The 12,539-nt window shown below is 41.2% G+C and carries 9 protein-coding genes; 5 read left to right on the plus strand and 4 right to left on the minus strand.

The window, feature by feature from the left end:
- Positions 1 to 66: 66 nt before the first annotated feature.
- Entirely contained in the window at positions 67 to 2,211 is a 2,145-nt protein-coding gene (locus DBR11_RS22150) for a carboxy terminal-processing peptidase (RefSeq protein ID WP_108554792.1), read from the plus strand.
- A gap of 69 nt (positions 2,212 to 2,280) precedes the next feature.
- Here the strand turns inward: DBR11_RS22150 and DBR11_RS22155 are convergent, their stop codons facing one another.
- Positions 2,281 to 3,210, minus strand: coding sequence for an SPFH domain-containing protein (locus DBR11_RS22155; RefSeq protein WP_108554793.1), 930 nt, complete (start codon positions 3,208 to 3,210; stop codon positions 2,281 to 2,283).
- A 182-nt stretch (positions 3,211 to 3,392) separates the two neighbouring features.
- Between DBR11_RS22155 and DBR11_RS22160 the strand changes: the two genes are divergently transcribed.
- Positions 3,393 to 5,438, plus strand: a complete 2,046-nt coding sequence (locus DBR11_RS22160; RefSeq protein ID WP_108554794.1) for a M13 family metallopeptidase — start codon at positions 3,393 to 3,395, stop codon at positions 5,436 to 5,438.
- A 345-nt stretch (positions 5,439 to 5,783) separates the two neighbouring features.
- Here DBR11_RS22160 and DBR11_RS22170 read toward each other — a convergent pair whose 3' ends face one another.
- Entirely contained in the window at positions 5,784 to 6,908 is a 1,125-nt protein-coding gene (locus DBR11_RS22170) for a CapA family protein (RefSeq protein WP_108554796.1), read from the minus strand.
- Between the two features lie 64 nt (positions 6,909 to 6,972).
- A complete protein-coding gene (locus DBR11_RS22175; RefSeq protein ID WP_108554797.1) occupies positions 6,973 to 7,527 on the minus strand; it encodes a C40 family peptidase in 555 nt (184 codons plus the stop codon).
- 316 nt (positions 7,528 to 7,843) lie between these two features.
- On the opposite strand from DBR11_RS22175, the gene pdhA reads away from it, so the two are divergent.
- The 3 genes from pdhA to hisS all read left to right on the plus strand — a co-directional run bounded on the left by pdhA (position 7,844) and on the right by hisS (position 11,990).
- The gene (gene pdhA, locus DBR11_RS22180; protein ID WP_108554798.1) at positions 7,844 to 8,839 is read left to right on the plus strand and encodes a pyruvate dehydrogenase (acetyl-transferring) E1 component subunit alpha; all 996 of its coding nucleotides are present in this window, start codon (positions 7,844 to 7,846) and stop codon (positions 8,837 to 8,839) included.
- A gap of 29 nt (positions 8,840 to 8,868) precedes the next feature.
- Positions 8,869 to 10,524 (plus strand): pyruvate dehydrogenase complex dihydrolipoamide acetyltransferase, encoded by a 1,656-nt coding sequence (locus tag DBR11_RS22185; protein ID WP_108554799.1) that lies wholly within the window; start codon positions 8,869 to 8,871, stop codon positions 10,522 to 10,524.
- Positions 10,525 to 10,607: 83 nt separating this feature from the next.
- Positions 10,608 to 11,990: a histidine--tRNA ligase gene (hisS, locus tag DBR11_RS22190; protein ID WP_108554800.1), complete on the plus strand. Its 1,383-nt coding sequence runs from the start codon at positions 10,608 to 10,610 to the stop codon at positions 11,988 to 11,990.
- Between the two features lie 2 nt (positions 11,991 to 11,992).
- Here hisS and DBR11_RS22195 read toward each other — a convergent pair.
- On the minus strand, positions 11,993 to 12,539 hold a 547-nt coding region (locus DBR11_RS22195), incomplete at its 5' end, for a dienelactone hydrolase family protein (protein ID WP_108554801.1).

Consider the following 12,539-nt stretch of genomic DNA (forward strand, 5'->3'; position numbering starts at 1 on the left):
GTATTATTACTGTCTCTTTTTTGTTTATTTCAGAAATTGGTATCATATTGGTTGTTGATTTACAAAATGGATTTTAAATTATTTAAAGAGATGTTGAAAAGAATATTAATGGTGACCTTCACTGCTGCTGTGCTGGCCTGTCAGGCGGCACCGAGACAACAGCCGCGGGTAGATGGAACGCCTAACATCACGCCGGCTGAACAGCAAGGGCTGGTTTGCAAGGAAGTGGTGGCGCTGATTGAAAATTATAACTATAAAAAAATTAAGCTGAACGATTCTATTTCATCTCTCATCCTGGATAAATATATTAAGGCTTTGGATGGTTCTAGAAACTATTTTCTGGCTTCTGATATTAAAAACTTTGAGCAATACAGAAATACACTGGATGACGATTTCAGAAACGGAGATCTGAGTGCTCCTTTTTATATCTTTAATGTATATCTAAAACGGTACAACGAGTGGATCAACTATTCACTTGCGCAGGTAAAAGGTAAGTATGATTTTAATGAGAACGATACTTATGTCTACGACCGGGAGAAAATGCCTTGGCCTGCATCTACAACGGTATTAAATGACATCTGGAAAAAAAGGGTTAAATATGAGTTGGTGAACTTGCAGATTGCAGGTACAACAGAGGCGAAAAATGCAGAGACCCTAACCAAAAGATACCAGAATTTAAAATCCCAGATCTCAAAGATCAATAACCAGGATGTGTTTCAGACCATTATGGATGCCTTTACAGAGACCATTGATCCACACACAAATTATTTTAATCCTTCTAATGCGCAGGCCTTTAATGAAGAGATGGCGCGCTCATTTGAAGGGATAGGGGCCCGGTTGAAGCTGGAAAATGAGGTACTTAAAATTGATGAGATTATTCCTGGAGGACCGGCCTTTAAAAGCAAGTTGTTAAGTGCAGGGGATAAAATCATCGGTGTTGCCCAGGCAGGTGGTGAGTTTGAAGACATTATTGGCTGGAGAATCGAAAACTCAGTTTCTAAAATAAAAGGACCTAAAGGCACAAAGGTAAGGTTAAAGATCATTCCTTCAGGACATGAGTTGTCTTCTAAACCTGTGATTATTGAACTGGTCAGAGAGAAGATTATTCTAGAAGACCAGTCTGCGAAAAAACAGGTTAAAACCATGGAATCCAATGGAAAGACTTATAAGATTGGAATTATAAAGGTGCCGGCATTTTATGCCGACTTCAAAGCTGCGAATGCAGGAGACCCTAATTATAAGAGTACCACACGTGATGTGAAGCTGCTGATTGATACGTTGAAGAATAAGGACAAGGTTGATGCCATTGTGATGGATTTGAGAGCAAATGGCGGTGGTTCGTTACTGGAGGCCATTGATCTGACGGGTTTGTTTATTGGAAAAGGCCCTGTAGTGCAGGTTAAAGACTTAAGAGGGAAGGTTGATGTCAATGAATCGACCAATCCAGCTGTGGCCTGGGATGGCCCATTTGGTGTAATGGTAGACAGATTGAGCGCCTCAGCGTCGGAAATCTTTTCTGGAGCAATTCAGGATTATGGTCGTGGTATTATCATGGGTACACAGACTTATGGTAAAGGTACAGTACAATCTTCTATCGATTTGAATAAACTGGTCAATCCATCTATTTTGCAAAGGCTGGCTGCTCTGATTAGTAAGGAGGGGTCTGTTGGTGCTGCGGGTGCCGGCTCTACGCCACCTCAGTTAGGACAGATCAACCTAACTATGGCCAAGTTTTATAGAGTTACCGGAAGCAGCACGCAACATAAAGGCGTAATGCCCGACATTATTTTCCCTTCTGTATATCCAATGGATAAGATTGGGGAAGATACTGAGCCTTCTGCTTTGCCGTGGGATGTGGTTAATCGCTCTAATTTCACACCTGTTCAGGACCTTTCGGCAGTAAGACCAGTTTTGGTTAAACAGCACGAGCAGCGTATGGCAAATTCGCTGGATTATAAGATTCTTCAACAGGATATTGCGGATATGAAGAAAAGAGACAATGAAGTTTCTGTAACCCTTAATGAAAACAAATTGAAAGCAGAACGTGATAGTCTTGAGGCGAAAGCACTAGCTAAAACCAATGAGCTAAGGGCATCAAGAGGTCTGCCCCCAATTAAGAAAGGGGATAAAGTGGGTAAAGAAGACAGTTTTGATTTTGTAGAGAATGAAAGCCTTAAAGTTATGGCAGATCTGATGCAGATCAATAAATAGACATTGTAAACAATCATAAAAAAGGGCTCTTAAATAATTAAGAGCCCTTTTTGTGTATAAAATGTTTTGTTATTTTTTATCTGAAAGCTTCTGCATTTGAACAGACATCAGTTCCTTCATCGTTTTGTTCATCGCATCAGTAGAACCGTCAAGAAATATGGTATTTCCCTGGCTGTTCTCTGCAAAATGTTTAATGGACTCTGTCCACATGGTAAAAAGAATAACGGAGATATCCAGATTGGCCTGTTCCATTTCCTGAGCGGCTTTAGTCATACCGTGTGCAACCTCAGCTCTGAACAGAGCGATACCTTGTCCGCGAAGCTGAGCGGCTTCTCTTTCTGCTGCTGCTGCAATTTTTATCGCGTTACCATCGGCTTCTGCTCCTTTTGTCTTGGTGATTAAAAGCGCTTGTCCTTCGTTTTCTGCTGCCGCCTTCAGGTTATTGGAAGCCACCACCCTGCTCATTGACCTCATGATCTCCTCATCAAAGGTAATGTCATTGAGTTGCAGATCCTGCAGGTGATACCCCCAGGATTCCAAAACTTTGTCGATCTGTTGTTTTACATGCTCTACGATTTCATTCCGCTGAGCCAACACGTTCGCTTGCTTTTGTGTGGCTACATAAGCGCGGATCGAGCCTTCTATCGTACGGATTAAGGCTTGCATTAAGTTTGTAGCATCCACAAATTTAAAGGCGACATTTTTGATGGTTTCTTCTTCGTGGTCCAGGACGGAATAAAGCAGCATGGCCTTAAAATAGACATTTGCCTGGTCTTGGGTAACGGCCTGGAAAGAGAGTTCTACTGAGCGGTTCTGTATAGAGATCCTGGAGTGAATGATTTCGATCAGGGGCCATTTAAAATTCAGGCCTGGGCGAAGCTGGCGTCTGTATTTTCCAAATACAGTAACAACCGCAATGGTCCCCTGTCTAACTGTTACGAAAGAACTTAGGGCCACAATGAGAGCAATAATCAGAATGGTATAAAGAAAGTAATCCATAGTTTTTTTTCTTGAAGTTAGGAAATTAACTGTTTAACTGGGATAAATATTCTGATTTGTGTGCCTGTTTTCTTAGTTTTATTCTGAAATTAGACCAAAGAGGTTTCTGAATTCTTTGCAGAAGAAGGCTGGATTAGCACCTTTTGAATGCAATAATGCTTTAAATTAACTAAGATTATAATATGAAAACAAAACTAAGTTTATCATTAGCGGGACTCGCACTCCTTGCTGCTTGTCAGAACAAAGACAAAGGCAGCACGGCTGGCAAGGAGGTCCGGACAGAATTCTTTGATAAATCAGGAATGGATACCACGGTTAATCCTGGTGACAATTTCTTCCTGTATGCAAACGGGCAGTGGATGAAAAAGACACAGATTCCGAAAACAGAGACTGGCTGGGGCTCATTTTATACCTTGTATAATGACAACATTAAAAGCCTGGACGAGATCCTGATCAATGCCTCCAAGGAAGAACACCCGAAGGGTAGTCTGGAGCAAAAGGTTGGCGATTTCTACGCTAGTGGTATGGATACCGTTGCTATTGAAAAATTAAGCTATACTCCATTAAAACCTTTGTTGGCTAAAATTGATGCCATTAAGGATTATAAAGATGTTCTCAATTTTGTAGCAGAAGGTTACAAAGACGGAAATGGCGATCTATTTGGATTTTATGTTGGCCCGGATGATAAGATCAGTACAAAAAATGCTGTGAATTTTTCCCAGTCTGGTACTACTTTACCGGAGCGGAGTTATTATTTTAATAATGATGCACAGACCAAAAAGATCAGGGCAGAGTTTGTAAAATACATGACACAGTTGTTCGTACTCACCGGATCGACTAAGGAAGAGGCTGCAAAATATGCGGATAATGTACTTAAACTGGAAACCAGCATTGCTAATTCGCACTCTACGCCAGTAGAACTGCGGGATCCTCAGAAAAACTACAATAAATATTATGTAGGAGATTTTCAGAAGCTGACTCCAGATATGGATTGGAAAACTTTGTTAGGAAAAATGGAGCTTAAAACAGATACCATTCTTGTTGGGCAGCCAAAGTATTACCAGGCACTTAATAATTTATTGAAATCTCAACCAATTGAAGTTTGGAAAGAAAAATTGAAGTTTGATGCAATCAACAGTGCAACACCTGCATTGAGTAAAGATTTTCGTAAGGCTAGGTTTGAATTTTTCGGAAAGACCATTCAGGGCTTAAAAGAACCAAAAGAACGTTGGAAAGCAATTGTAAGCAGTACAGATGGAAATATTGGGGAATTGCTGGGTCAGCTTTATGTAAAAGAGCATTTTACGCCTGAGGCTAAAAAAAGAATGCTGGAACTCGTAGACAATTTGCAGAAGGTTTATAGATCCAGAATCGAAAAGCTGGATTGGATGAGCCCGGCGACAAAACAGAAAGCGGTTGATAAGTTACAGGCTTTTATCAAAAAGATCGGATATCCGGATAAATGGAAGAAGTATGACGATGTAGATATTACCAGAGATAATTATTATGCAAATCTTCAGTCTGCAGATAAGCATGCTTATAAAGAAATGGTGGATAAACTGGGTAAACCAGTGGATAAAACAGAATGGGGGATGACACCGCCAACGGTGAATGCTTATTACAATCCTTCTATCAATGAGATTGTTTTTCCGGCTGGTATTCTTCAGTTTCCTTTCTTTGATTTTGGAGCGGATGATGCCATTAACTACGGTGCAATTGGTGCGGTAATTGGACATGAAATGACGCATGGTTTTGATGATCAGGGCAGACAGTATGATAAGGACGGAAATCTGAAAGATTGGTGGACGGCTGGTGATGCTACTAAATTTAAGGACAAGGCGAAAAAGGTGACGGACTTGTATAACGGATTTACTCTATTGGACAACCAGCATGTAAATGGTGAATTGACCTTGGGTGAAAACCTGGCTGATATTGGTGGTTTGGCCATTGCTTATGAGGCTTTCAAATTAACGCCGCAGGGTAAAAGCGATAAAAAGATAGATGGTTTTACACCGGATCAGCGTTTCTTCTTAAGCTTTGCTCAGGTATGGAGAATTAAGAGCAGGGATGAGTCTATGCGTGTCCGTTTAAAAACAGATCCACATTCGCCGGAAATGTTCAGAGTTAATGGTCCTGTGTATAGCATGGAGCCATTCTATAAAGCATTTAACATTCCTGCAACAGCAAAAATGTACGTTGCGCCTGCAAATCGCGTAGGTGTCTGGTAGGATTTTGTTGTTTTTTGAAAGGCCCGGCTGTTTTGAATAGCCGGGTTTTTTTTTGGTCATTCTGGTGTGAAAAAAAGAAGGGTAAGCTCGAAAGCTGCTTAAGCTTAGGCGGGCAGAAAAAGCCCGCAAACCTTAAAAGGCCTTCTCCCTTACACCTTTTTCAGTATGGCGCCAAACCGGATTTCGCGGTAAATAGACAACTTTCAAATAAACAAAAAGATTTATGCGCTTTCCTATACTCGGGATAGACTCAGCTCCCAGAAAAATTTTACCTGCTCGGAGAGCGCCTGACGTGTTCGAGCCCTTCAGCGAGAATATGTAGCGCGAAAAGAGTAGGTGAAATTTTTATTGTACAGGAACCTTATCCAAATCCGATTTAAGCAGGATTTGTCCGTTTTCAAAACGCAAGCCATGACCAGGAAAATCTGCATCTGTTAGCGCAGCCATTTTTTTAAAGGCTGTAGCGTTTTCATCCTTGGTCAGACGGTTGATTCGGTCTTGCTTCACCGAAATAACGTCTGCGTAAAGGAAATCACCTTTTGCGTTAATCTTTAACTGCAATAAGGGAGCAAAGCCATTTGAACCTTTTAAACTGAACATACCATACGTACAGAAATTGCCGAGACTGTAGGCAATGAATTTGTTCTTGTACACCTCGACCGCGCGGGTTACATGAGGTCCCTGTCCTAAAACGACATCAGCACCGGCATCAATTACCGCATGGGCAAAAGCATACACATTTCCCCGGTTCTCTTTATAAAAGATTTCGTTTCTCCGGGGTACATGCTCAAATTTAGCTCCCTCTCCACCACCATGAAAAGAAACAATGACAATATCTGCCTGTGATTTTAACCTGGCCACCAGTGCTTTTGCGCTGTCTATTTTATTAATGGAGACAGTGTTCTCATTAGGCGCAAATGCGCAGAACGCATATTTTACACTGTCCTTTTCAAAAAAAGCAAATGGATGTGAAGTGAGCCCGGCATAGTTAATCTGGAGAGAATCCAGAATTGCCGTGGTTTTTTTCCTTCCTGCGGCACCAAAATCGCCAACATGGTTGTTTGCAATACTTAATAGATTAAAGCCAGCAGCTTTATAAATACCAGCGTATCTTTCGGGCATTCTAAAGGCAAAACAGCTATTTCCACTGGTGTCACTACACTTGGTAGATTTCCCCTGATTTAAAAAACAACCCTCCAGGTTTCCAAAAATAACATCGCCATGAAGGTCATCCTGTACTTGCTGGAAGCTGTTAACAGCATCGTCGGGTGGCAGGCCCAGCTTGTTGGGATAGGCAGAGCCTAGCATGATGTCGCCAACTGCGGTAATGGATATGGTATCTTTAATTGTTTTTTTTGGAAGGCTGTCCTGAACAACAGAAGCATGCTCCGCGACAACATTATTACCAAGACAGCTCATCAGAGCGGGAAAGATCAACAGGCTCAGCAAAGTGAACTGGGATGTTTTCATAAGGGTAGTTCATAAAAAAATCCCCCTAAGTGCTCAGGAGGATTCTGTATTCGTTTAATTGTTTTTATTCTTCTATTAGATCCTTTTTAACAGAATCCAGTATCCTGCCACCCTTATAAAAATAACGGGAATAATAAGGTTCATTCAGGTTACTGATTACCACACCTCTTGAAGAAGATGCATGAGCAAAGCGATTATCTCCCAGATATATTCCGATATGGGTAATGCTATTGCTTTTTATTTTAAAGAAAACCAGATCACCTTCCCGAAGTTCATCCTTTGGAAGAGGGTTGACCATACTAAATATATCTCTGGAGTTTCTTAAGATCGTAGTGTTGAAAACTTTATCGTAAATAGCTTTGGTAAAAGCAGAACAATCAATGCCTTTCTTTGTGTTTCCACCAAAACGGTAAGGCGTTCCAATCCATTCGTAGATGAATTTATAGAGTTTGATATTGGAGGTTGCATCCACAGCGACACCCATAACCTGGGAAAAATATTGTGAAGCTAGATTATCAGGATCCTCGAGTTTGTTAGTTTCTTTTGTCTTTGATTGTGCGGATACGATTGTGATACTGCACAAAACAATTAGAGATGAAAGTAAAAACTTTTTTATCATGTTATACTGTTAAGTTTGGGTAAAAGGCACTTACACTTAAACGTACACCACCAGGGCTTATTGTTAGGTTGCCAAAACTATGCTTTTTACAAATGTTATCCAAATGTCATCGAAACAAATTTAAAAGTTATCCACATTTTTTGAGTGAAAAGTTTTTTTTTGTGTGGAAAGTTAAGCTGGCCTGAAAAAAATTAAGATGTATTTGTTGGAAAATATGTAGAGGTTATGTAACCTTAGTGTTGAAATTACATTCGATTTCTTCGATATATTGCAATAAAAAAGTAGATTTGCTCTCGTAAAAAAATCAACACCCAAAATGAGTGCAGTAGAAATTAATAAAGATACCTATTTGAAGTGGTTTGAGTCGATGTTGCTAATGCGCAAGTTCGAAGAAAAAACTGGTCAACTTTACGGACAACAAAAAATCCGTGGTTTTTGTCATTTATATATCGGTCAGGAAGCTGTTGTAGCAGGAGCTATTTCTGCTATGAAACAAGGTGATTCAATGATTACCACTTATCGCGATCATGCTCATGCACTTGCATTGGGCGTAAGTGCAGATAGCATCATGGCAGAGATGTATGGTAAAGCTACTGGTTGTTCGAAAGGAAAAGGTGGCTCTATGCACATTTTTAGTAAAGAACACCATTTCTATGGTGGTCATGGTATTGTTGGTGGTCAGATCCCGTTGGGCGCAGGTATTGCTTTTGCTGAAAAATATAAAGGTACAAGTAATGTGAATATTTGCTATATGGGTGACGGTGCAGTTCGTCAGGGTGCTTTGAACGAAGCATTCAACATGGCTATGCTGTGGAAACTTCCAGTGGTATTTGTTTGTGAAAACAATTTTTACGCTATGGGTACTTCAGTTGAGCGTACTACAAATATGACTGATATTTACAAAATTGGTTTAGGATTTGATATGCCATGTGCTCCGGTTGATGGAATGGATCCGGTTGCTGTTCACAATGCAATGGACGAAGCTATTCAGCGCGCAAGGTCTGGAGAAGGTCCAACCTTCCTGGAAATGAGAACTTACAGATACAGAGGTCACTCCATGTCTGATCCGGCTAAATATCGTACTAAAGACGAATTAGAAGAATATAAAGCTAAAGATCCTATCGAATCGGTTAAAGAGGCTATTCTTAAAGAAAAGTATGCTGACCAGGCCTGGATTGAAGAAGTAGAGCAGAAGGTAAAACAAATTGTAGATAATTCCGTGAAATTTGCGGAAGAGTCTCCATGGCCAGAAGCATCAGAATTGTATTCTGATATTTATGTTCAGAAGGACTATCCATATGTACTAGATTAATTTTTAACGTATTTCATTGATATTATAGAATGGCTGAAGTAGTTAGAATGCCCAAAATGAGTGATACCATGACCGAAGGGGTAATGGCAAAGTGGCATAAAAAAGTTGGAGATAAAGTTAAGAGCGGCGATGTAATGGCCGAAGTGGAAACCGATAAGGCGACCATGGATTTAGAATCATACTGGGATGGTACTATTCTGTACATAGGTGTAGAAGAGGGTAAAGCTGTTCCTGTGGATGCAGTTATCGCTGTCGTTGGTAAAGAAGGCGAAGACTATAAAGCGGCCCTGGAGGCAGAAGGTGCGGGTTCTCCTGCAGCTGCTCCTGCTGCAGAAGCTAAAACAGAAGAAACTCCTGCGGCACCTGCAGAAAATAAAGCTTCTTCAGGATTATCTGAAGCAGAGCTTACAAAACAAGGTGTAACAGTTGTTCGTATGCCTTTACTGAGCGATACCATGACAGAAGGCGTTATCGCAGAATGGCATAAAAAAGTAGGTGATAAAGTAAAAGAAGATGATATCCTGGCTGATGTAGAAACCGATAAGGCGACTATGGAGGTGATGGGTTATGCTGAAGGTACTTTATTGCATATTGGTGTTGAAAAAGGTCAGGCCGCTAAAGTAAACGGTATTATCGCTATTGTTGGTCCCGAAGGAACAGACATCAGTGGTATTTTAAGTCAGGGTACTGCCCCGGCTGTAGCAGCAGATAAAAAGTCTGATGCACCGGTAGCTGAAAAAGCAAATACAGCTGATGTACCCGCTGCTGCTCATGAAGCCGTAACCGCTGATGGTGGAAGAGTAAAAGCTTCTCCTTTGGCTAAAAGGATTGCTAAAGAAAAAGGAATTGACCTTTCACAAGTTGCAGGTAGTGCTGATGGTGGAAGGATCATTAAAAAAGATATTGAGAACTTTAAACCAGCTGCGGCAACGGCAAGTACAGCATCTTCTTCAGCTCCGGCTGCAGAAAAAACTGCTCCTGTTATTCCTGCTTATGTTGGTGAAGTAAAATTCACGGAGAAACCGGTGTCGCAAATGCGTAAAGTGATTGCGAAACGTTTAGCAGAAAGCTTGTTCACCGCGCCACATTTCTATTTGAACATTAGTATTGATATGGACAATGCAATAGCTGCACGTACCGCTATCAATACCGTTGCTCCAGTGAAGGTTTCCTTTAATGATATTATTATTAAAGCTGTTGCTGTTGCGTTAAAACAACATCCAGCGGTTAACTCATCATGGCTTGGAGATAAAATCCGCTTCAATGAGCATACCAACATTGGTGTAGCAATGGCCGTGGAAGATGGCTTGCTGGTTCCTGTAGTTCGCTTTGCTGATGGTAAATCATTATCTCATATCTCTGCAGAAGTTAAGGAATATGGACAAAAAGCGAAAGCTAAAAAATTACAGCCGGCAGATTGGGAAGGTTCTACCTTCACTGTTTCTAACCTGGGTATGTTTGGTATTGATGAATTTACATCAATCATCAACTCACCTGACGGTGCAATTTTATCTGTAGGGGCTATACAACAAATTCCGGTTGTTAAAAACGGAGCCGTTGTACCAGGTAACGTGATGAAGTTGAGCTTAGGTTGCGATCACCGTGTGGTGGATGGCGCTACGGGCGCTGCTTTCTTACAAACCCTTAAAGGATTATTGGAGGAGCCAATCAGGTTATTGGTTTAAACCTTAAATAAAATAGAAAGGTTGTCTGTTCATAAAGCAGACAACCTTTTTTTATGCCTGTTACTTTTTGTACTTTTGCGCCCATGTCAAACATCAAACCATCTTTAGCTAAAGGAACCAGAGACTTTTCTCCACTGGAAATGATTAAACGCAATCACATTTTCGATACGATTAAAAAAGTATTTAAGAAATACGGATATGCAGAGATCCAGACACCTTCTATGGAAAACCTGTCGACCCTGACAGGGAAGTATGGAGACGAAGGAGACAAACTCATTTTTAAGATCTTAAACAGCGGTGATTTTCTGTCCAAGGTGAATCCTGATCTTTTGGCAGCAAAGAATTCGAATGCGGTTACTTCTTCTTTAAGTGAGAAAGCGCTTCGTTATGATCTTACCGTTCCTTTTGCACGCTATGTGGTGATGCATCAGAATGAAATTGCTCTACCTTTTAAACGTTTTCAGGTTCAGCCGGTTTGGCGCGCTGACCGTCCACAGAAAGGGCGTTACAGGGAGTTCTATCAATGTGATGTGGACGTAGTGGGATCAGAAAGCTTGCTTAATGAAGCGGAGTTTGTACTGATTTACCAGGAAGCCTTAAGTGATCTGGGATTGAAAGATTTTACCATTAAGATCAATAACCGAAAAATTCTCACAGGTATTGCAGAGATTATCGGAAAGCCGGAACTGATTATTGATATGACAGTTGCTATTGATAAACTGGACAAAATTGGTTTTGAAGGGGTAACGAAAGAATTATTGGAAAGAGGATTTACCGAAGCGGATATTGACCAGTTGAAGCCAGTAATTCTTCTGGAAGGATCCAATACTTCTAAACTTCAGACATTGAAAACCGTTCTTGCCACTTCTGAGACAGGACTAAAAGGAATAGAGGAGATAGAGGTGGTATTTGATTATGTGAATGCACTTATCGGTACATCTGGAAAACAACCTGATCTGGAACTGGATATTACCCTCGCACGTGGATTAAACTATTATACAGGCTGTATTTTTGAAGTGAAAACCAACGAGGTAGCTATGGGTAGTATAGGCGGAGGCGGAAGATATGATGACTTGACCGGGATGTTTGGACTCAAGGGGCTGACCGGTGCGGGAATATCCTTTGGTGCAGATCGTATTTATGACGTGCTTGCTGAACTCAACCTTTTTCCGGACTCCGTAGTAACAGGAACTAAAGTCTTGATCAGTAATTTCGATCAGGAAGCAGAAAGATATGCCTTACCGGTTTTGCAAACTTTACGTCAAGCAGGGATTGCCGCAGAGCTATACCCATCATCAGCAAAACTGAAAAAACAAATGAGCTATGCTGATGCGAAGAATATTCCCTTCGTGATTTTAATTGGGAGTGATGAAATGCAAAGCGGAGCACTCACTTTAAAAGACATGCACAGTGGTGAGCAGCAGAAATCCACCGTGGAGGACATTATAAGCCGGCTGAAGGATTAAAACTATTTGGTCAACACTTCGTGCAGGAAATCCATGAAGTGCTGCCAGGAGCGTTTATCTGCAAGCTCGTTATAAGCCGCACCCTTGGTATTGTCATTTCCCGCGCTTTTGTCTGTGAAGGCATGTACGGCATTGGAATAAAAGATCATTTGCCAATCGGCTTTTGCGTCTCTCATTTCCTGTTGAAAGGCCTCTACCTGGGCTTGTGGAACAGAAGGGTCATCCGCTCCATGACAAACCAATACCTTTGGTTTGATGGGAGCAATCTCTCTGGAGGCATCTCTGGTCAGTCCGCCATGAAAAGAGACTACGCCTTTTACCGGCAGGTTTGTTCTTGCGGCTTCCAGTGCTCCCGTTCCCCCGAAACAATAACCAATCACAACAATCTTGGCCGGATCTGCGCCGGTTTTCAATAATTCCTGCCAGGCCAGGCTGATCCTCTGACGGTATTCATTATAGTTCTTTTTATAATAGGAGGATCTTTCTCCGGCCTCCTTACTGTCTTTGGGATAATTACCCTCTCCATAGATGTCTGCGATGAAAGCATAA

Origin of the sequence: Pedobacter sp. HMWF019, from assembly GCF_003061025.1 — a bacterium.
GTDB lineage: Bacteria > Bacteroidota > Bacteroidia > Sphingobacteriales > Sphingobacteriaceae > Pedobacter.

What these genes read in the sequence shown, in the direction of transcription:
- DBR11_RS22150 (WP_108554792.1), top strand. Translation starts at nt 67, where the DNA reads ATGGATTTTAAATTATTTAAAGAGATGTTGAAAAGAATATTAATGGTG.
- DBR11_RS22155 (WP_108554793.1), bottom strand. Translation starts at nt 3,210, where the DNA reads ATGGATTACTTTCTTTATACCATTCTGATTATTGCTCTCATTGTGGCC.
- DBR11_RS22160 (WP_108554794.1), top strand. Translation starts at nt 3,393, where the DNA reads ATGAAAACAAAACTAAGTTTATCATTAGCGGGACTCGCACTCCTTGCT.
- DBR11_RS22170 (WP_108554796.1), bottom strand. Translation starts at nt 6,908, where the DNA reads ATGAAAACATCCCAGTTCACTTTGCTGAGCCTGTTGATCTTTCCCGCT.
- DBR11_RS22175 (WP_108554797.1), bottom strand. Translation starts at nt 7,527, where the DNA reads ATGATAAAAAAGTTTTTACTTTCATCTCTAATTGTTTTGTGCAGTATC.
- pdhA (WP_108554798.1), top strand. Translation starts at nt 7,844, where the DNA reads ATGAGTGCAGTAGAAATTAATAAAGATACCTATTTGAAGTGGTTTGAG.
- DBR11_RS22185 (WP_108554799.1), top strand. Translation starts at nt 8,869, where the DNA reads ATGGCTGAAGTAGTTAGAATGCCCAAAATGAGTGATACCATGACCGAA.
- hisS (WP_108554800.1), top strand. Translation starts at nt 10,608, where the DNA reads ATGTCAAACATCAAACCATCTTTAGCTAAAGGAACCAGAGACTTTTCT.